This window comes from Sphingomonas sp. CFBP 13706, assembly GCF_014842355.1.
Taxonomy (GTDB): domain Bacteria; phylum Pseudomonadota; class Alphaproteobacteria; order Sphingomonadales; family Sphingomonadaceae; genus Sphingomonas; species Sphingomonas aerolata.
Map to the genome: position 1 here is coordinate 277,966 of NZ_JACYVM010000005.1, position 19,122 is coordinate 297,087.

18 protein-coding genes and 1 tRNA gene are annotated in these 19,122 nt (G+C 69.6%); 7 read left to right on the forward strand and 12 right to left on the reverse strand.

The annotated features are described in order from the left end of the window. Nucleotides 1-175: 175 nt before the first annotated feature. The 3 genes from IFS44_RS11980 to IFS44_RS11990 form a co-directional block, all read right to left on the reverse strand. Nucleotides 176-3,199 (reverse strand): TonB-dependent receptor, encoded by a 3,024-nt coding sequence (locus IFS44_RS11980; RefSeq protein WP_192098589.1) that lies wholly within the window; start codon nucleotides 3,197-3,199, stop codon nucleotides 176-178. A gap of 80 nt (nucleotides 3,200-3,279) precedes the next feature. Next, complete coding sequence (locus IFS44_RS11985) at nucleotides 3,280-4,158, reverse strand: FecR domain-containing protein (RefSeq protein ID WP_192098590.1); 879 nt, start codon at nucleotides 4,156-4,158, stop codon at nucleotides 3,280-3,282. Next, complete coding sequence (locus tag IFS44_RS11990; protein WP_192098591.1) at nucleotides 4,155-4,670, reverse strand: sigma-70 family RNA polymerase sigma factor; 516 nt, start codon at nucleotides 4,668-4,670, stop codon at nucleotides 4,155-4,157. Before IFS44_RS11990 ends, IFS44_RS11985 begins: the two co-directional genes overlap by 4 nt. Nucleotides 4,671-4,940: 270 nt before the next feature. Between IFS44_RS11990 and IFS44_RS11995 the strand changes: the two genes are divergently transcribed. After that, nucleotides 4,941-6,248, forward strand: coding sequence for a glycosyltransferase (locus IFS44_RS11995; protein WP_244650213.1), 1,308 nt, complete (start codon nucleotides 4,941-4,943; stop codon nucleotides 6,246-6,248). Here the strand turns inward: IFS44_RS11995 and IFS44_RS12000 are convergent. Beyond that, on the reverse strand, nucleotides 6,196-7,170 hold the full coding sequence (locus IFS44_RS12000; RefSeq protein ID WP_192098592.1) for a phosphatase PAP2 family protein: 975 nt from the start codon (nucleotides 7,168-7,170) through the stop codon (nucleotides 6,196-6,198). The two genes, IFS44_RS11995 and IFS44_RS12000, sit on opposite strands and share 53 nt — an antisense overlap. A 166-nt stretch (nucleotides 7,171-7,336) precedes the next feature. On the opposite strand from IFS44_RS12000, the gene IFS44_RS12005 reads away from it, so the two are divergent. Genes IFS44_RS12005 through IFS44_RS12015 form a run of 3 tightly spaced genes read left to right on the forward strand, consistent with a single transcriptional unit; the run spans nucleotide 7,337 to nucleotide 9,398 of the window. Further along, nucleotides 7,337-7,864 (forward strand): sterol desaturase family protein, encoded by a 528-nt coding sequence (locus IFS44_RS12005; protein WP_056673824.1) that lies wholly within the window; start codon nucleotides 7,337-7,339, stop codon nucleotides 7,862-7,864. Next, nucleotides 7,861-8,646 carry a fatty acid desaturase gene (locus tag IFS44_RS12010; protein ID WP_234387274.1) on the forward strand — a complete coding sequence of 262 codons (786 nt, stop codon included), beginning with the start codon at nucleotides 7,861-7,863 and terminating at the stop codon, nucleotides 8,644-8,646. The genes IFS44_RS12005 and IFS44_RS12010 overlap by 4 nt, the downstream gene beginning before the upstream one ends. Next, nucleotides 8,643-9,398 carry a sterol desaturase family protein gene (locus IFS44_RS12015; protein ID WP_031439740.1) on the forward strand — a complete coding sequence of 252 codons (756 nt, stop codon included), beginning with the start codon at nucleotides 8,643-8,645 and terminating at the stop codon, nucleotides 9,396-9,398. Before IFS44_RS12010 ends, IFS44_RS12015 begins: the two co-directional genes overlap by 4 nt. Nucleotides 9,399-9,545: 147 nt before the next feature. On the opposite strand, the gene IFS44_RS12020 is transcribed toward IFS44_RS12015, so the two are convergent. Both IFS44_RS12020 and IFS44_RS12025 read right to left on the reverse strand, forming a co-directional pair. Continuing rightward, nucleotides 9,546-9,815, reverse strand: a complete 270-nt coding sequence (locus IFS44_RS12020) for a hypothetical protein (RefSeq protein ID WP_031393429.1) — start codon at nucleotides 9,813-9,815, stop codon at nucleotides 9,546-9,548. Nucleotides 9,816-10,022: 207 nt separating this feature from the next. Next, nucleotides 10,023-10,115 (reverse strand) — tRNA-Ser (locus IFS44_RS12025). 162 nt (nucleotides 10,116-10,277) lie between these two features. Here IFS44_RS12025 and IFS44_RS12030 point away from each other — a divergent pair. Together IFS44_RS12030 and IFS44_RS12035 are read left to right on the forward strand one after the other, a co-directional pair. Next, entirely contained in the window at nucleotides 10,278-11,027 is a 750-nt protein-coding gene (locus tag IFS44_RS12030) for a DUF1134 domain-containing protein (RefSeq protein ID WP_192098593.1), read from the forward strand. 244 nt (nucleotides 11,028-11,271) lie between these two features. Then, nucleotides 11,272-11,622, forward strand: coding sequence for a hypothetical protein (locus IFS44_RS12035; RefSeq protein WP_192098594.1), 351 nt, complete (start codon nucleotides 11,272-11,274; stop codon nucleotides 11,620-11,622). A 91-nt stretch (nucleotides 11,623-11,713) separates the two neighbouring features. Here the strand turns inward: IFS44_RS12035 and pyrC are convergent, their stop codons facing one another. Then, complete coding sequence (gene pyrC / locus IFS44_RS12040) at nucleotides 11,714-12,754, reverse strand: dihydroorotase (protein ID WP_192098595.1); 1,041 nt, start codon at nucleotides 12,752-12,754, stop codon at nucleotides 11,714-11,716. Between the two features lie 82 nt (nucleotides 12,755-12,836). On the opposite strand from pyrC, the gene ygfZ reads away from it, so the two are divergent. After that, nucleotides 12,837-13,589: a CAF17-like 4Fe-4S cluster assembly/insertion protein YgfZ gene (gene ygfZ / locus IFS44_RS12045; RefSeq protein ID WP_192098596.1), complete on the forward strand. Its 753-nt coding sequence runs from the start codon at nucleotides 12,837-12,839 to the stop codon at nucleotides 13,587-13,589. 368 nt (nucleotides 13,590-13,957) lie between these two features. Here ygfZ and IFS44_RS12050 read toward each other — a convergent pair whose 3' ends face one another. The 5 genes from IFS44_RS12050 to IFS44_RS12070 form a co-directional block, all read right to left on the reverse strand. Beyond that, nucleotides 13,958-15,082, reverse strand: a complete 1,125-nt coding sequence (locus IFS44_RS12050; protein ID WP_056673813.1) for an OmpA family protein — start codon at nucleotides 15,080-15,082, stop codon at nucleotides 13,958-13,960. A 118-nt stretch (nucleotides 15,083-15,200) separates the two neighbouring features. Next, entirely contained in the window at nucleotides 15,201-15,704 is a 504-nt protein-coding gene (locus IFS44_RS12055) for a DUF2793 domain-containing protein (protein WP_192098597.1), read from the reverse strand. Between the two features lie 17 nt (nucleotides 15,705-15,721). Further along, nucleotides 15,722-17,902: a phage tail protein gene (locus tag IFS44_RS12060; RefSeq protein ID WP_192098598.1), complete on the reverse strand. Its 2,181-nt coding sequence runs from the start codon at nucleotides 17,900-17,902 to the stop codon at nucleotides 15,722-15,724. Beyond that, a complete protein-coding gene (locus IFS44_RS12065) occupies nucleotides 17,890-18,327 on the reverse strand; it encodes a peptidoglycan endopeptidase (RefSeq protein WP_192098599.1) in 438 nt (145 codons plus the stop codon). The genes IFS44_RS12060 and IFS44_RS12065 overlap by 13 nt, the downstream gene beginning before the upstream one ends. Continuing rightward, a partial coding sequence (locus tag IFS44_RS12070) for a DUF2163 domain-containing protein (RefSeq protein ID WP_192098673.1) occupies nucleotides 18,324-19,089 on the reverse strand: 766 nt, incomplete at its 5' end. The genes IFS44_RS12070 and IFS44_RS12065, both read right to left, overlap by 4 nt. Nucleotides 19,090-19,122 lie beyond the last annotated feature (33 nt).

A 19,122-nucleotide genomic window follows, 5' to 3' on the forward strand; every position in this document is an offset into this window, starting at 1 on the left:
GGCGCGGTCGGGTTATCGCGGCGTCACCGATGCGCGAATGTGGAACAGGTTGTCGGCGACCAGGCCGACGGCGGACAACAATGTAGCTTGGCTTTTCATGCAAACTCCCGTGGCAGGTGTGTGGAGATACGCCGTACGCCCGCGTCCGCGGCGGGGATCGCCGCGGACGCGAAGGTCAGAAGCTGGTGGTCACGCCGAAGGTGAAGATGCGGCCGCTGCGCGTGTAGACGAGCGTCCGGTCGGCGCTGAGATCGGCGAACTGCTCGATCGGCTGGTTGGTGACGTTGATGCCCTCGATCACGAAGCGCAGATTCTCGACCGGGCTGTAGCGGATCTGGAAATCGACGTTGTTGGTCGGCCGGATGCCGTCGCCGACATTGGCGTTGCTCCCTGCGCCCGTGATGTAGCGGCTGCGATAGGCGGTCGAAACGCGCGCGCCGAACCGCTTGGTCTCGAAATACAGCGTCGCGTTGGCGGCCCATTTCGACAGGTTGAACAGCGGGATGGTCTGGGCGACGCCGTTGTAGATCGCCTTCTGGTCGCCATCGATCCAGGTGCCGTTGGCGACCACGCCGAAATGGTCGAACGGCGCGGGCAGGAAGGTGAAGTCGTGCTGGATCGCGGCCTCGACCCCGCGGATGCTGGCACCGTCGCCATTGACCGGCCGCGTATAGTTGTATGGCGTCGTGCCGTCCTGCCCCGGCAGCAGCAGCGAGACCGGAAAGCCGGTGGCGCTGTAGGGCACCTGCGACGTCTCCGAGGTGATGAAGCTCGCCAGATCCTTCCAGAACACGCCGACCGACGCGAAGCCGTTGCGATCCATATAATATTCGAGCCCGCCTTCCACCGAGGTCGAGCGGAACGGCTGGAGGTTGGGGTTGCCGACCGACACCGTGCCGCCGAACGGCGCGACCGTCAGCGTGCCCGCGGCGGCAAGCTGCGGCAGGCCGGGACGGTTGACGTTGCGGCTCGCCGACGCGCGCGCGATCAGCTTCGGCGTGAGGTCGAGCGCGATGTTGAGCGCGGGCAGCCAGTCGTCGTTGCTGGTCTTGACCGTCACGGGCTGGAGCACCGTGACACCGTTGGTCGCGGTCGCAAGCGACCCGCTCGAGACCAGCGCGGTATGGTAATAGCGCACGCCCGCATTGCCGCGCAGCCGCATCGATCCGAGTTCGGTATCGAGATCGAGCTGCGTGAAGCCCGCCCAGCTCGTCTCGCGGATGCGGAAGTCGCTGCCCGCGGTCAGGTTCGCCGCGGTCAGGTTCCGGTTGTTGCCGAGCAGCGCGTAGATGCCCGCGACGTCGCCGCCGATATAGGGGATCAGGCTGTCGCGGTTGATCACGTATTTCAGCGCGTCGGGCACCGCGCGGTCGCTGGTCGCCTGCGTCCCGTAGAAGATGTTGGTGAGATACTGGTACCCGCTGTTGGTGAAGCGCTTATACTCGCCGCCAAGCTCGAGCTTCAGGATCGGCGACACCGTATAGACCGCCTGCAGCTGGCCGTTGCGATAGGCATTGTCGATCGTGTTTTCCTGCGTCACCAGCCGCTGGACGTTCCAGTTCGCCGGCTTGGTCAGGTCGAAGCCATAGGTGTTGACCGGGATCGTCGGCTGCATGTCGAAACTGAACGCGGTGTTGCGCGCCTGCAGGAAGATCTTGTCGAACGTCGGCTGCGCGAAGGCCGACTTCTGATAGCCGGCGAGCGCGGTCAGCGTCAGGCGATCGCCGACCTTCCATTCGGCATTGGCCACCGCCTGATAGAAATCGGTCTGGTTCTCGACCCGGTGATGCTCGGTCCGCTGGTCGATCCCGGTATAGCTGGCGGCGACGAGCGAATTGCCCTGGATCGTCGCCGAGCGGATGACTTGCGTGCCGCTGACATTGCCGGTCAGCGCGTTATAGCCGCCCGCCGCGATCGCCCAGTCGTCACGCTTGTCGGCGAGGTGTCCGTAGAGCAGGTCGACATCGAGCTTGAACCGATCGCCCGGATGATATTGCAGCGCGCCGGTGACGCCGATCCGCTCGCGGTCGGTGTACCAGGTCGAGGGCGACTGCGCCTGCGGTGCGAAGATCGTGCCGCCGCGCAGCAGCGCGCGTGTCGCCGCATCGATCTCGGGCCCGATATTGTTCGCGCCGTAGGTGACCTTGCCCCAGTTCCAGTTGCGATAGCCATATTCGTTGTTGCGGATCTTCGAATAGGCGACCGAGACGAGCGCACCGAAATCGCCCTGGCGCTGCGAGAACAGCCCGACGAGCCGCGGGGTGATGCCGCTGGTCTGGTCGTTGGTCTGGCCCTTGGCCGACAGCACGATCTTCTGCCCGTCATAGTCGAACGGCTTGGCGGTGAAGAGCTGGACCGTCCCGGCAATGCCGCCCTCGTCCTGATTGGCGGCATAGCTCTTCTGCACGCTGACGCGGTTGAACAACTCGGACGCGAACAGGCTGAAGTCGAAGCCGCGGCTGCGGCTGACGTTGCCGCGATTGTCCATCCCCGACGCGGTGTTGCCGAGCACCTCCATGCCGTTCAGCTGGGTGCGCGTGAAATCGGGGCCGAGCCCGCGCAGCGCGATCTGGCGGCCTTCGCCGGTGTCGCGGGTGATCGCGACGCCGGGGACGCGTTGCAGCGCTTCGGCGAGATTGAGGTCGGGAAAGGCGGCGATGTCGGACGCGACGATATTGTCCTCGGTCCCGACCGCGCGGCGCTTGAGCTCCTGCGCGGCGAGCAGGCTGCGGCGATAGCCATTGACCACGATGTCGTCGGCGACCGCGACCGGCTCAGCCGCCAGCGTCGACACGCCCCCCGCGACGCCCCCCGCGACTGCCGGCGTGGCTACCGGTGCGGGTGCGCTGACGGTGCGCAGGCCCGGGCGCGGCGGCGCGCGCCGCAGGACCAGCACGCCGTTGCTCTCGACCGGGTGCAGGCCCGTGCCGCGCAGCAGCACGGCGAGGGCCGCCGGCGCGGTCAGCCGCCCGCTCACCCCCCCGGTCCGCTGTCCTTGGATCAGCGCGGGCGCCGCGATCACCTGCATCCCCGTCGCGCTCGAATAGGCCGACAGCGCCGCGGCGAGGTCGCCTGCGGGAATGGCGAACGCGCGCGTTCCCGCCGACTGTGCCCCCGCCGGCCGGGCGTGTGCCGCCGCTGGCGCCATAAGCGCACACACCGCCAGAGCGAGTGCCGACGTTCCGTAAAACCGCGTCATGATAATCCCCCGTCATGGCGTCCCCACGCGCCATTCGGGAGGAAGACGGCGCAGCCCGACGGATCCGGACAGTGTTTTTTTCAGCGTGCGGTTTCGAGCGCGAGACCCCCGTCCCGCTCGACCACCGCGAACCCGAACCCGCCGCCGATCGCCGCCAGGAGCTGGCGCGGATGATCGGTCCGGAAACGGCCGAACACCGTCGTCGAGGCGAGCGGCTCGGCAGGGCGCGCGATCCGGACGCCGCCCTGCCGGTCGAGGATCTCGACCAGATCGTCGAGCCGCATGCCCGCGGTGTCGATCCAGCCCTCACGCCAGTCGGGCAGCGCCGGATCGAAGCGCTCGGGTACCGCCGTCACGCCGCCGCGGATGCTGCTGCGATAGCCCGCACGGACCACGACGCCGCGCCGCGCGTCTGCTGACGCCGGGTCGAGCGGGTCGAACCCGACCGCACCGCGATAGACCGCCAGCGCGACCTGTCGCCGTGTCAGATCCAGGTCGAACGCGGTGCCGAGCACGCGCGTCCGGCTGGCGCCCGCACGCACGACGAAGGGGCGCGCGGCATCGTGGCGCACGTCGAAGAACGCCTGGCCCGCCAGCAGTCGCGCGCTGCGCCCGGCGGTCGTGTAGACGACCTGCAGTCGCGTCGCGCCGTTCAGCCGGACGGTGGTGCCGTCCGCCAGCGTCGCGGTCGCGCGCTCGCCGGCCCGCGTCGCGAACAGCTGCGGCGACGGTGCGACCGCGGCCGGCGGCGGGGCCATGCGGAGGCCGAGAACGAGCAGTACGGCGACGACCGGCGCGGTCGTGGCCGCGACGACGACGGACCGCCGCCGCCGCCTGAGCGCGCGGACCTGCTCGTCCGACAGCCGGCCACAGTGCAAAGCGGCGGTCCGCAGCGCATCGGTCAGCGCGGCATCGGTCACGGCCGCGCCCCCGCCCCTGCTGCCAGTGCCGGCGGTCACGCCCCCGCCTCCATCGTGAACCCCCGCCGCGCCAGCGCGGTACGAAGGTCGGCAAAGGCCCGGACGACGTGTTTCTCGACCGCGGCGGTGCTCATATCGAGCCGATCGGCGATCGCCGCGGTGGTGAGCCCGTCCAGCCGTCGGCGCAGGAATATCTCGCGGCGCAGCGGCGGCATGCGTTCGAGCGCGCCCGCCATCAGCGCGACCGCGCGGCGGAACGCCACCACCCGATCCGCCGCCGGCAGCGGACAGACCATCGCCTCGTCCAGCTCGACATGCGCGCCGCGCCGGGCGACGCGGTGATGATCGCGCAGCAGATTGCGCGCGATCGCGAAGCAGAGCGCCTTCACGTCCTCGACCCGCGCGCTCGTCTGATAGGTGAACAGCCGCAGATAGGTTTCCTGCACGACGTCGTCGCCGTCGGCGTGATGCCCCAGCCGCCCGTGCACGAACGCACGCAGCGCGCGTGACAGCGCCGCGTCCGGGCATTGCATCGCCAGCGCCGGCGTCACCGGCCGGCGCTCCCCGACGCCCCTGAAAACCCCCGCGTCCCTGTTCACCACGCCCCCCGCTTGCGATTCGGGGCGTCTTATGCGTCCATCGTGAAGCCGGGATGACACCGCGCGGCCGCGCGGGTCTTGGCCAAGCGCGACCATGCGGCGAGATCGATCCCAGGGGGAGATCGTTACCAAGTTATACTCGATCACCGTATTGCGACTATCGCGCGTCGCATCCATGCTGATAGTGGCGGCCCTACCAGACGGCGTCGGAAAGCTCCTGAATTGACTGTTGCAGGGCGGCATATCGCCATCATCGCGCCGCCGACCGCCGGGCACATCAATCCTCTGGTCGCGCTGGGCACATCGCTCGTCGCCGCGGGGCACCGGGTCACGCTGGTGCATATGGCCGACGTCGCGGCGATGCTGCCCCGCGGCGACGTCGCGTTCGCGCCGCTCGACCATCCCGCCGATCGCCAGGGGCTGCTGGCCGAACATTATCGCAAGCTCGCCCAGCCCTCGGGGCCGGTCGGGCTGCCGCGCATGATCCGCAGCACCGCGGCGATGACCGGGCTCCTGCTCGCGGCGCTGCCGGCCACCCTCACGCGGCTCGGCGTCGATGCGGTCGTGGCGGATTCGGTCGAGCCGGCGGGGGCGCTGGTGGCACGCCATCTCGGCCTGCCGTTCGTGACCGCGATCACCGGGCTGCCGCTGCTCCGCGAACCGATGATCCCCCCGCCCTTTCTCGGCTGGGCGTACCGGGCCGATGCGCTCGGGCGGAATCGCAACAATGGCGGCTATGCGGTCAGCGACCTGCTGATGCGCCCGGTGACCCGCATCGTGACGACCTATGCACAGCTTTGGGGGCTCGATCCCGACCCGCAGCAGCAATGGTCCGACCGCCTGCAGATCGCGCAATGCCCCGCAGGGCTCGACTTTCCGCGCACCGCCCTGCCGCCGAGCTTCCGCTACGGCGCGCCGTGGCGCCTCTACGAACCCGTGGACGACATCCCCGAAAGCGATGGCCGACCGCTGATATATTGCTCGCTCGGGTCGCTGCAGGGCGCGCGCCGGTCGCTGTTCGCCGCGATGACCGCCGCCTGTGCCGCGGTCGGTGCGCGCGCGGTGGTCGCGCATGGCGGCGGCCTGAGCGACGGCGACGCGGCCTCGCTGCCCGGCGACCCGCTGGTCCGCGCCTTCTGGTCGCAGACGCGTATCCTGCCGCACTGTTCGGCGGCCATCCTCCACGGCGGCTTCAACACCGTGCTCGACGCGCTCGCGGCGGGCGTGCCGATCGTCACCGTGCCCTTGGCGTTCGAACAGCCGGCGACCGCGGCGCGGCTGAAGCGGATCGGCGCGGCGCGCATCGTGTCCGCCGCCGACGCCGCCAAAGGCGGGCTCGAACCCGCGCTCCGCCACGTCCTGACCGATCCAAGCTATCGCCGCGCGGCCGGCCTGCTCGCGGCGGAGATGGCCATGGCGGGGGGCGCCGCCGACGCGGCCGCGTGCGTCGAGGCGGCGCTGCGCGACGACGCGATCGTTACGCCGGCAGGCCTGGACCTGGCTGAGGACAGGGCTGCCTGCGCTGCGTGAGGCGCTGCGCCGCGACGATCGCGGGCGGCGCGAGCAACAGCCCCATCAGCACATCGACCCCGTAGTGACCGCCGAACACCGGCGTCGCGACGATCGTCAGGATTGCCCAAGCGCGGCCCGGCCCGGCAAGGCGCGGCATCGCACCGAACGCCCAGATGAAGATCGCGGCGAGCGTCGCATGGAAACTGGGAAAGCTGACGATCCCCATCAGCATGGTGAGATCGAGCACGCGCAGCGATCCGTCGCGAAGCCCCGAGATCAGCCCCTGTTCCAGCCACGCGATCGACGGCCAGAGATGCACGTAGCGCGCCGGGTCGAACAGGTTTCCCATCGCGGGCGTCAGACCCGAGATGAGGATCGTGACGAACCCCGACAGGATCGCGGCGCACACCATCGTCCGCAGCATGTCGAACTTCCCCATCCCGCTCAGCGCGACGATGACCACGATCATCTGCACCGTCAGGCTGTGATAGGCGAGGCCCAGCAGCCAGATCAGCGGCGGACATTGGTCGAGCAACGCGAGCACGACCGGCCAGTCGAAGCCGACCGCACGATCCGCCGCCGCCAGCCGGGCATCCCACAAGGTGCCGGACTTCGCGGCCAGCGCATAGGCGAGGACCACGCCGAACAGCGTGAACAGCGTCATCTGCAGAAACGCCCTCGCCCCCGCGGCAAGCCGCGGTCGCGCGCTATACCGGCCGATCGCCAGCGCGCCGCCCAGCGCGAGCAGCGACAGGATCGCCGGCACCGCCCGCAGCGGATCGACCGTGAAACGGTCATCCTGCTGCGCGACGAGGAAACTGAGGATCATGGCTGCGACCAGCAACCAGGACGGGGTGTCGCGGTGGTCGGCACGGAAATTCGAAGCGGGCATCGGGGTCGAACGCAGCGTCCCGCCCTGCGGTGCCGCGATCGATCGCATCCGTATGATTTACCTGTGTATGCCACCGCCGGCCCGCGGCCGCCGACGCGGTGCGGCGCGTGCTTTTATGGCGGCGCGCCCTCGCATCGTCCGCCCCGAACGGTTATATATACGCCATGTTGAATGCACTGCTTCTGGTCAGCGCCGATTTGCCCGATCGCGCGTCATGACCTGGGTCGAGAAACTGGCGATCGTCGTCGGCATGGTCCTGTTCATGGAGTGCTTCGCCTGGGCGACGCACCGCTATGTGATGCACGGCTGGGGGTGGGGCTGGCACAAGTCGCATCACGAGGAGCATGAGGGCTGGTTCGAGAAGAACGACCTTTATGCGATCGTCTTCGCGATCGTGCCGATCGTGCTGTTCGTCGTCGGGCTCTGGTACCCGCCGCTGTGGTGGGCGGCGCTCGGCATCACCGTCTATGGCGGCATCTACGCCTTCGTCCACGACATGCTCGTGCATCAGCGCGGCGGCTTCCGCTGGGTCCCCAAACAGGGCTATTTCAAGCGGCTGCTCCAGGCGCATCGCCTGCATCACGCGGTCGAGGGCAAGGACGGCACCGTCAGCCACGGCTTCCTGTTCGCACGCAAGCCCGCGGTGCTGAAGGCGCAGCTGCGCGCCAATGCCGATGCGCAGCGTCGTTCGGCCCGTCCCGCGCGGACCCCGAACACCAGTCCGGCAGACCAGCGCGGGTGAGCATCACCGCCGCCCACCCGTCGGACGCGATGAAGCGCCAGATGCGGATCGGCGTGTCGCTGTCCGCCGCGATCATGGTCGCGTGGCTCGCCATCCACATCACCGGCATATTCTTCTGGCAGTGGAGCCTCGCGACGCTGCCGATCGCGGTCCTGATGGTCCTCGTCCAGACCTGGCTCTCCACCGGGCTGTTCATCGTCGCGCATGATTCGATGCATGGGGCGCTCGCGCCCGAGCACCCAAGGCTGAACCGTGCGATCGGCGCGACCTGTCTCTCGCTCTATGCCTGCCTGTCCTATGCGTCGCTGCTCCCGCAGCATCATCTCCACCACAAGCAGACCGGACGCGCCGGCGATCCCGATTTCCATGGCGGCGATCCGCGGCTGACCCGCTGGTTCCTGCAGTTCTTCAAGACCTATTATTCGCACGGCCAGATCATCCGCATCACGCTGGTGGCGCTGGTCTATACGTTGCTGCTCGGCGCGCCGCTCGGCAACATCGTGATCTTCTGGGCGCTGCCCGCGCTCGGCGCCGTCGCGCAGCTGTTCGTCTTCGGCACCTGGCTGCCGCACCGCGAGCGCGACCTGCCCTTCGCAGATACCCACCGCGCGCACAGCCTCGACATCGGACCCGCGCTGTCGCTGATGACCTGCTTCCACTTTGGCGGTTATCATCACGAACATCATCTGTCGCCGGGCACGCCCTGGTGGGGGCTGCCCGCGCGCCGCCGTGCGCTTGCGGTTCGCGCCGCCGACCGCCGCGGTGTAGAGGACCCCGCATGACGCTTGCCATCATCCTCTCCGCCATTGCGATGACCGTCATCGTCGGGGTCCGCTATCTGCTCGTGTCGGGCGCGTTCGCGTGGATCACGACGCGCAAGCATCCGGGGCTGTATCTTGGGCTCGATCCGCAGGTCCGGCGCGAGATCGTCTGGAGCCTCGCCTCCGCCGCACTCTACGGCATTCCCGCCGGCGTCGTCGCCTGGGGCTGGCAGCATCGCGGCTGGACTGAGGTCTATGCCGATGTCCACGCCTATCCGCTCTGGTACCTCCCGGTCTCGGTGTTCGCCTATCTGCTCCTCCACGATGCCTGGTTCTACTGGACGCATCGCTGGATGCACCGCCCCGCCCCGTTCAAGCTCGCGCATGCGCTCCACCACGCCAGCCGTCCGCCGACGGCATGGGCGGCGATGGCGTTCCACCCGATCGAGGCGCTGAGCGGCGCCATCGTCATTCCGCTGCTCGTCTTCTTCGTGCCGATCCACATTTACGGGCTGGGAGTCGTGCTGACGATCATGACGGTGATGGGCGTGACCAACCACATGGGGTGGGAGATCTTCCCACGCTTCATGTGGAGCGGCCCGCTGGGCGGCTGGCTGATCACCGCCAGCCATCATCAGCGCCATCACGAACTCTATGGCTGCAATTACGGCCTGTATTTCCGCCACTGGGACCGGCTGTGCCACACCGATCGCGGCGTCGGCGATTTCACGCGCGAACACGCCCGCGCCGCCCGGCGGGCCGATGCGGCCTGACCAGCCGACTGCGCGATAGGCGACGCCAGCGGCGCCCGGCTCACAGTCCCCGAACGCAAAAAGGGCATCCGGGTCGCCCCGGATGCCCTTCTCTGCACGTCGCTTGGGGACGCAGGCAGCTTGGCCCGCGACCCTGAGCGCTGTGGCTCAGATACCGTTCGACAGATTGGTATCAGCGTCGTTGGTGCGCATGTCTTCAGCCTGGTTCTGGCCGGTCGCACGCACCGCGTCAGCCTTGTTCTCGAGGCTTTCTTCGGCTGCTTCGTTGCCCGTGAGGTCGGCAGCGTCCTCGAGGTTGTCAGCGACCGCCTCGGTGTTCGACTCGATGTTGTCGGCTGCCTGCTCGCGCGGGCTGGTGTTGCAAGCTGCGAGCGAGAACAGGCCGGCAGCGACGGCGACAGCGAAAATCTTCTTCATGATCAACCCTCTTAGTGGTGCCACACGCATACACGACAACAGCCGATATTCAACGCCGATCCGTTAGGTGGGATATCGAAGAGGGGCGATGATCGAAGAGGCCGGACGTCAAAGTCGCGCCTGGCCCACCGCGCAAGCGGCCCGCTACCCTGCGTCGGCACGCTTGATGGGGGGGCACACCGTCGATCACACTGCCGGTGACGAAAATGGCGGAGACGGAGGGATTCGAACCCTCGGTACCAGTAAACCCGGTACGGCGGTTTAGCAAACCGCTGGTTTCAGCCACTCACCCACGTCTCCGGCTGCAGCAGATGCGGGGCTATAGCGAGGGTCTGCGGCGGGGGCAACCGTCGTTACGCGGGTACCGGACGCGAATTCGACTCTTCCCGCCGTTTCATTCATTGCGGGGTCAGGCGGGGGTTTGTTAACTCACGCGCACTCGGCATTGGGGAAGATAGCATCATGCGCAGTTTCTGGCTTGGCCTCGGCGCCTTCGCAGCGTCGATCGCGAGCAGCGCGCCCGCACAGGTCCGCACGATCGATCCCAACCAGGCGATCGACGGGGATCTCGCGCCCCAGACCAACACCACCCCATCGCGGGGGCAGCAGGTCCCCGACCAGCGCTATCCCGAGCCCGCGCCGGTCGAGCCGGTCCAGCCCGCCGCGCCGCCCCCACCCGCGCCTGGCCCCGGCGCGACGACGCGCGCGGAGGCGACGATGAGCGCCGCGGACACCTATGAGCGCGACGACCTGCTCGCCGCGGGCGAAGGCGTGTTCGGCAAGGGCGCGGCCGGGCTCGGCGGGATCCTCGAGAACATCCTGAAGGACCAGGGCCAGCCCAATGCCTATATCGCCGGGCGCGAGGCGTCGGGCGCGTTCATCCTCGGCGTGCGCTACGGCTCGGGGCTGATGAACCACAAAGTCGAGGGCGAGAAGCCGGTCTACTGGACCGGGCCGTCGGTCGGCTTCGACGTCGGCGGCGACGCGAACAAGGTCTTCGTGCTGGTCTACAATCTCTACGACACCGAGGAGCTCTACAAGCGCTTCCCCGCGGTCGAGGGCCGGCTCTATCTCGTCGGCGGATTCGCCGCGACCTATCTCCGCCGCGGCAACGTCGTGCTGATCCCGATCCGGCTCGGCGTCGGCTGGCGTGCGGGCGTGAACGTCGGGTACATGAACATCACCCACAAAAGCAGGTGGCTGCCGTTTTAAGGCGAAGGTGGGCAGCCGGCCACGCCCGGCTGACTCCAACAAGCCCGGCCGGCGGCGCGTAGCGCCGCCCGACGACGCGGGCTTTGCCCGCGGCGCGGCACCACCCCCGCCAAACACCCCTCATCCCCACAACCCTGGACTCCCGCCTTCGCGGGAGAACAGCGTGTGCGGCGGGCCGCCGGGCACCCACGGCGACACCAGCCCCCGGTAGCGCCCACCCCCACAATCGCCTAACGCCACGCGAATGGCCAAACCCGACCGCCTCGCCCGTCTCGACGCCCAGCGCGAGGATCTCGAAACCGACTATCGCGCAACGCTGATCGCCGCGCTCGAAAAGACTGCGAACGGCGCGCTCGGCCTGTTCGACCGCAGCAGCGACCGCCGCGTCCGCACCGCAATCGCCCCGACGATCGCCGCGCTCGTCGAGATGGCCGCCGAGATCGACGCGATGCGCGACCGGCTGATGCTCGACCCGTTCGCGCTCCACCGCGACTTCTTCGCCGCACGCGGGCCGGTCAGCGCGAGCGCACCCGGCGAACAGAAGGAAGCGCGGCTCTGGCTCGACCGACTCGCGGAGGAAGATCCGTCATCCTGACGAAAGTCAGGATCCAGAGCCAGGCAGGGCAACGCGCATAACCCTGGATCCTGACGTTCGTCAGGATGACGGGAGAAACAGACGGCGCGCCCTACCCCGCGAACCGCCACCCCGCATCAGTCCCCGCCAGGAACGGCACGACCGACGTATCCCCCTCCCCGACCCGATCGGGCACCATCACGCTCTCGCGCACCAGCGTCACCGTACCCTCGTTCAGCGGCAGCCCGTAGAACCGCGCGCCGTGCTCCGACGCGAACCCCTCGAACCGGTCGATCGCGCCCTCCGCATCGAAGACGCCGAGATACGCCTCGAGCGCGAACGGCGCGTTGAAGATCCCCGCACAGCCGCAGCCCGATTCCTTCGCCCCCACAACATGCGGCGCGCTGTCGGTGCCGAGGAAGAAGCGCGGGCTCCCCGACACCGCGGCCTTCCGCACCGCAAGCCGGTGGGTCTCGCGCTTGAGCACGGGCAGGCAATAGGCGTGCGGCCGAAGCCCGCCGTCGAACAGCGCGTTGCGGTTGATCAGCAGATGCTGCGGGGTGATCGTCGCGGCGATCGGGTGATCCGCCTCGGTCACGAACGCCGCGGCTTCGGCGGTGGTGATGTGCTCGAGCACGATCTTCAGCCCCGGATAGTCGCGCGTCAGCGGCGCGAGCGTCCGTTCGACGAACACCGCCTCGCGGTCGAAGATGTCGATCGCCTTGTCGGTCACCTCGCCGTGGATCAGCAGCGGCATGCCGATCCGCTGCAGCGTCTCGAGCACGCCGGTCAGCGCGCGGATATCGGTGACGCCGTGCGCCGAATTGGTCGTCGCATGCGCGGGGTAGAGCTTGCACGCGGTGAACACGCCCTCGGCATGGCCGCGCTCGATCTCGGCGGGATCGGTGCCGTCGGTCAGGTAGCAGGTCATCAGCGGCGTGAAGCCCGCCTCGGGGCCGCCGACCGCGGCGAGGATGCGCTCGCGATAGGCGCTTGCGGCCGCGATCGTCGTCACCGGCGGGGTGAGGTTGGGCATGATGATCGCGCGCGCGAACTGCCGCGCGCTGTGCGGCGCGACCGCGTCCAGCATCGCGCCGTCGCGCAGGTGGAGATGCCAGTCGTCGGGGCGGCGGATCGTGATGCTGTCGGTCATGCGCCCTCCTACCGACGCGCGGCAGGCGACGCCAGACGGTTGCGCGCCTTGGAAATCGCCGGGCACGCACTAGGTGAAGAAGATGACCCAGACCGACAGCGCAACCCTTCTTGCCGACCGCGCGGTGCTGCGCATCGCGGGCGAGGACGTCCGCGGCTTTCTGCAGGGGCTGGTGACCGCCGACACCGCGTTGCTCGCGCCCGGCGCGCCCGGCTGGGCCGCTTTGCTGTCGCCGCAGGGCAAGGTGCTGTTCGACTTCATCCTCTGGGCGGACGGCGCCGATGTGCTGGTCGATGTCGAAGCCACGCAGGCCGAGGCGCTGGCGAAGCGACTGACGCTCTACCGCCTGCGCCGCGCGCTCACGATCGCCCCCGATCCGCTCCATGTCCACTGGGCGCCGACGGGGACTGAGGGCAGCCCCGACCCGCGGCTTCCCGCGCTCGGCCACCGCTGGCTCGCCCCCGCGGACGCGGCGGCAGGCGATGCGTCACCCGCCTGGCACGCGCACCGGCTGTCGCTCGGCGTGACCGAAGGCGTTGCCGAGCTCGGCAATGGCGAGACGCTCTGGCTCGAATGCAATGCGCGCGAGCTGAACGGCGTCAGCTTCACCAAGGGCTGTTATGTCGGCCAGGAGAACACTGCGCGGATGCACCACCGTTCGAAGGTCAACCGCCGCCTCGTCGTCGCCCCCTTCACCGAACCGAGCAGCCGCACCCGCGTCACCTATCCCGACCTTGCCCTGATGATCGACCACCGCCGCACCGACGCCCTCGGCGACGCCCTCATCCCCACCTGGCTCGCCCCCGCGCTGGCAGAAGACGATCCCACCAGCTGACGCAAACCGCCCTCACCCCACACCCGTTATCCTGACGAACGTCAGGACCCAGGGTCACGAACGCTGGCGCTGCCTGGCTCTGGATCCTGACTTTCGTCAGGATGACGAGAGGGGGAGGTGCCGCTCGGCTCCGGGTCCTGACGCACGCACGACAGCACCCCCCGCGCGCAGCGCAACAACAATCCCGCCGCATCCTCCACGCCGCCCATCCCAAGAGGCTCCGCGCCTCCGCGCCTCCGCGCCTCCGCGCGAACCAAACTTCTTCCCGCCCCAACGAACAGCAGACAAAAGAAAAGGGAGGCCGGCTCGCGCCGACCTCCCCGATCTTTTTCCTGCATCCGATCCCGAAGGACCGGAAGGCGGAAGTCTTACTGGCCCGAACCCGGACCGTAGGTGACTTCCACACGACGGTTCTGCACTTCGCGCACGCCATCGGCAGTGTCGACGCGCGGACGGCTCTCACCGAACGCTTCGGTCGAGATCACGCCATCCGGGATCGCATGCGACGACAGATAGGCGCGGACGCCGTCTGCACGACGCTGCGAGAGACCGACGTTGTACGACGCCGAACCCGACTTATCGGCGTGGCCTGCCAGCATGACCTGTGCGTTGCCGCACGACTGGTACTGCGTGACGGCGTTGTCGAGGATCGACGCAGCCTCAGGCGTGATGTCCGACTTGTCCCACTCGAAGAACACGATGAACGGACCAGGCGAGCAAACGACTTCGACCGGCGCCGGCGGCGGCGGGGGAGCCATCGGCTCGGGTGCCGGCGGCGGGGGAGGAGGTGCCATCGGCTCGGCAGGTGCGCCGAAGTTGTACGTCACACCACCAAGGATGCTGTGCGAACGGTAACGACCGTCGAACACGCGGTTGGTGTTGTCGACCAGCTTGACGTTCTCGGCGTTGAAGAAACGATACTTCAGCGTCGCGTCGATGTGGTCGGTCAGCGGTGCACGGATACCGGCGAGGCCCTGATAGGCGAACACGGTGTCCGAATCGTTCAGGAACGAACCGTTGTCGTTGAGGGCGTAGTTCGCCTTGACGCGAGCAACACCGACACCACCGCCGACAAAGCCCTGGATGCCGTCATCCGGACCGAAGTCCAGCAGGCCGTTCAGCATGAAGCTGAGTGCCGACGAAGAACCGCCAGCATAGTCATAGTTGCCAGCCGGTACGGCGACGAGCGCGCCTGCACCCGTGAAAGCTGGCGTGGTCGTGGTCGACGAATAGCCGTCCACAGTGGCCTTGCGGTAACCGACTTCGGTTTCGAGGCGGAAGCCACCGAAATCGTAGCCCATGACTGCGTCGACGTCATAACCATAGTCATGGTCGACCGAACCGGCATTGTTCAGAGCACCGATGTCGTAATCGATGTCTTCAACGATCATCGCACCGCCTTCGATGCCAACGTACCACGACTTGTCGCGGGCGAGGGCAGGAGTGGCGAGTGCGGTGGAGGCGAGTGCCAGAACGACGGCAAGCTTCCGCATATAAATCCCCTTTCATGAGTGTCACACGGACATCGCAAACTCCCTATCCTTCAGCTTGTTTCCACGCAAGCGCACAAAAGTTCGAGGTGTTGCTGGAACGCCACAGTTTTTAGAGTGTTTAGGCGGCGATCAATCCGTGGCTCCTCAATAGCACCAGAACGGCGGAAAGTGTAGCCCGGGCGGACGTATCGACCACGGCTCCACCGACCGGATCGGCAATTGCCGCGCCTTGCGCGCCGACCACCTTGTTACCGCCGATCACGACTCGCCCGCCGGTGATATCGGCGGCTGTCCAGCCCGTCCCGTCATGCCGGATCAGCGTCGCCAGATCCTCGCGCCACACCGTCATGCCGGCCCGCGGCGCGGCGAACCGCCACCCGCCGGGCGTCCAGCCTGCCAGCGCCTGCGCATGCCCCCCCCAGTCGCCGGTCGGCGCGGCGCCGACGATCCAGCACGCGCCGCGCGCGGGCGCGGCCGGCGGCACGTTCAGCCCGACCGTGACCACGCTCGGCTGGAGCAGCAGGTCGATCAGCGCGAGCGCCTCGTTATGCCCCATCTCCTTCTGCGCCTGCCCCGGCTGCAGCAGCGGCAACCCCGTCCGCACGCTCGTCTCGTCCGTCATCGCCACTCTCCCCCTCGTCACACCATCAGCATCGCGGGCAGCGACACGCCGAAGTCGCCGCGCTGGCGCACCTCGACCCGCACCGCCCCCGCTGCGCGCTCCGCCGCGGACAGCGTCACGACCGGCGTCGCGGTCTCGACGAGCCGCGTCACCCCCGCGCCCGTCAGGACCGTCACCGCATAGGCTTCGCCGCCCTCGCCCAGCGGCACGTCGCCGCCATCGATCCAGCGCCACCCCGCCCGGCTCCGCCGCGTCCAGCGCAGCGTCGCGCCGCCATCCGCTGTGATCGTCGCGCGCAAGCCGACTGGCGACGGCGGCAGCACCGACGCGCCCGCCAGCACCAGCCGGGTCTCGACCGGCACCGCATCGCCCACCCCCGACGCCATCACGCGCACCGTCCCGCCGATCGCCGCGACCGGCAGGTCGATCGTTCGCACCGCATCCGCCGTGATCAGCACGAAGCCGTCGCCCGGCGCCTGCGTGCCGATCGCCGCCTCGGTCCCGCGCCGCCCGCGCAGCAGCTGCGTCAGCCGCCACCGCCCACCACCGAGCGGCGTCGCGCGGCCGAACTGGATCAGCTCGCCCCCCGCCATCGCCAGATTGGCCCCCGCATCGAGCGCCGCCGCATCCGCGTCCGCGAGTGCCAGGTCGCCGCGCACCAGCACCACCTCGAATGCGCCCGCCCGGTCGCTCAGTGTCGCCGGCGCCGCCTCTGCGACGACCGCGATCGTCCCGATCGTCGCCGGGGCCGCACTCGCTCCCGCCGCGATCCAGCTCGCGCCGTCGTCGAGCGAATAGAGCAGCGCCGCATGCCGCCACCCCGCCCCCGTGCCCGTCGCCGCCACCGACAGCCGCGGCGCGGCGAGCGGCGCATCCTCGAGCCCCGGCGTCTCGAACGCTGCGATCCGCGTCGTGCCGATCAGCGCATCCGCCGCGCCGACGATCCGTCCGCTGCTCCCGCGCACCGGCAGCGGCGCGGGCGTGAGCGGGGTCAGCACCAGGCTCGTCACCATCGCCTCGACCCGAGTCTCGACGATCCGCCAGATGCCCGGTTCTCCCATAATCTCGACGCAGCCGCCGGGCAGCAGCGCCAGCCCCGACAGCCCCAGCCGCACCGTCCGCCGCACCCGCGCGGTCTCGGCCCGCGCGAGCAGTCCGGTCGCGATCGTCTTGGCGGTCCCGGCATCGATCACCGCCGCCACGTCGATCCGCGCGTCGCGCACCCCCGCGCCCGGCCGCGCCACGCGCTGCAGCCCCGCCTGATAATCGCGTGCGGCATCATAATAGCCGAGCGTCATCGTCCGCGGCACCGTCTCGATCGCCGCCACCGTCCGCGTCCGCCGCGAGCCCGCTTCCCCCTGGCCCTCGACGACTCCCGCATCGGCAACGCTCGCGACCGGCCCCGCCGCATCGCGCATCACCAGCGCATCGCCGTCCCCCGCGGACACGAACCACGCGCCGCTCGCCTCGGCCAGCGCCGCCAGCACCGCGCCGACGCTCCCCCCCGCCGCCGTGAACCCGTCGAGCGACAGCGCCACCGCCCCCGACACGCCCCCGTCCGACACGTCTTGCGCGATCGCGGCGACCGGCACCGGCCCCGGATCGGCGATCACCTCGAAGGTCAGCGACGGGATCCGGTTGCCGTAATCGGCCAGCGCCATCCCCTCGAACACGGCATAGGCGCAGCCGCGATGCGCGGGCGTCATCGCGCCGCCCTCCGCCGCCGCGATCAGCGGATCGACCGCCTGGTCCTCCCCGCCGGTGTGTAGCCGGAACCCGGTCGCGGTCTTGAAGTCGCCGCCCGCCCCGCGCAGCAACTTCCCCTCCGCCCAGATCCGCCCGATCCCCAGCACCGGCCGCGCCGACAGCAGCACCGCGAACGACGCAGCGTAGCTATAGGTCGACACGCTCGGCTGCCCCTTGCCGCCGCCGCTCGTCGCCCGGCTCTCGATCAGGTCGGTCGCCCAGATCACCGTCCCCGCAACGCGCATCGTCCCGAACAGTGCGGGCACCTGGCTGCCGTAGCTCGAGGTCTGCACCGCCAGTTCGGTCAGCCGCGGCCCCTCGCGCCGCGCCGGCCGCAACAGCGTGCCGTCGATCGTCCGCCCGACCAGCGCGCCGATCGTCCCGCCCAGCGTGCTCCCGCCCAGCGGCCGGCCGATCACCCGCCCGACCGCGTTCAAGATCAATGTCGCCACGGCCCCACCTCCCCGCTGTTGCCTTCGCCGATCCGCCAGCACCCCAGCACCGGCGCCTCGACCGGCCCCGGCCGCTCGACGACGCGGCGAAGCGTAGCATCGGCATGGACAAGTCCCCGCGTCGTCCTGACCGCGAAATGCAGCTGCCCCGGCCCCGTCCGCAGCATCAGCACGTCGCCCGCTTCCGCCGCGTCCACCCTCACCAGCACGCGATCGAGCCACGCCGCCACCCGCACCGGATCGCCACCCCGCAGCGCATAGCCGGTCGGCACCTCGACCCCGCACCCGCCCGCCTTCAGCGCCAGCGCGACCAGCCCGACACAGTCGAGCCCCGTCGCCGCCACCCGGCCATGCACCCGGAACCGGCTCCCCACCGCCGCCAGCGCCGCCGCCTCGACGGCCCCCACGACCTCGGCGCCGCTCATGCCCCGGGATACCGCGTCAGCAGGTCGATCCCCGGCAGATAGGGCTCGCCGCGGAAATTCACCGCATTGCCGAACCGCGCGGCACAGGTCGCCAGACTCCTGTCGCACCCTTCGCTCAGCTCGACGAGCACGCCCGGCACCACCGCCAGCATCGGCGCCCGCGCCAGCGTCACGCGGGTCCTCCCCGCCGCCCCCGCGTCCGACGCCGCGACCGCGCTCTCCAGCCCGCTGTTTGCCCCCCCGAACCAGCGCAGCAGCCCGCCCGCATAGAGATCGCCCGCTCCCGCCGCCGCCAGGTCGAGCGTCACGACCGCCCCCTCGCACGCCGTCACCCGCGCGAACCGCCGCCGCGCCGCCATCGCCACGCGGCACCGCCGGTCGCCCAGCGTCGCGCGACATTCGGGCGACGTCTCCTCGACCACCGGCCGGTCGAACGCCGCGCTCGCGCCGCGCAGCTCGGCGGTAAACCCGTCCTCGCCCAGCTCGACCGCGCCGATCACCCCCTCGCCCAGCGTCAGCGGCGCGCGCGGATCGGTCCAGTCGACCGCGAACACGCGCACCCGCGCGCCGTCCCACCGCCCGCTCAGCAGGTCGCGCTCGCCGATCGTCGCCGAACTCAGCGCGCCCGCCACATCCATCGTATCCGCCTCCGCCCCCGGCTCGAGCACCCCCGACCGCGCGATCGCCGACGGCGTCATCCCCGGCGCCGCGCGGTGGACCAGCCCGTCGACCAGCAGATCCCGGTCATGCCCCCCCCCCCCCNAACGCCACCGTCGTCACCCCAACATCCGCCAT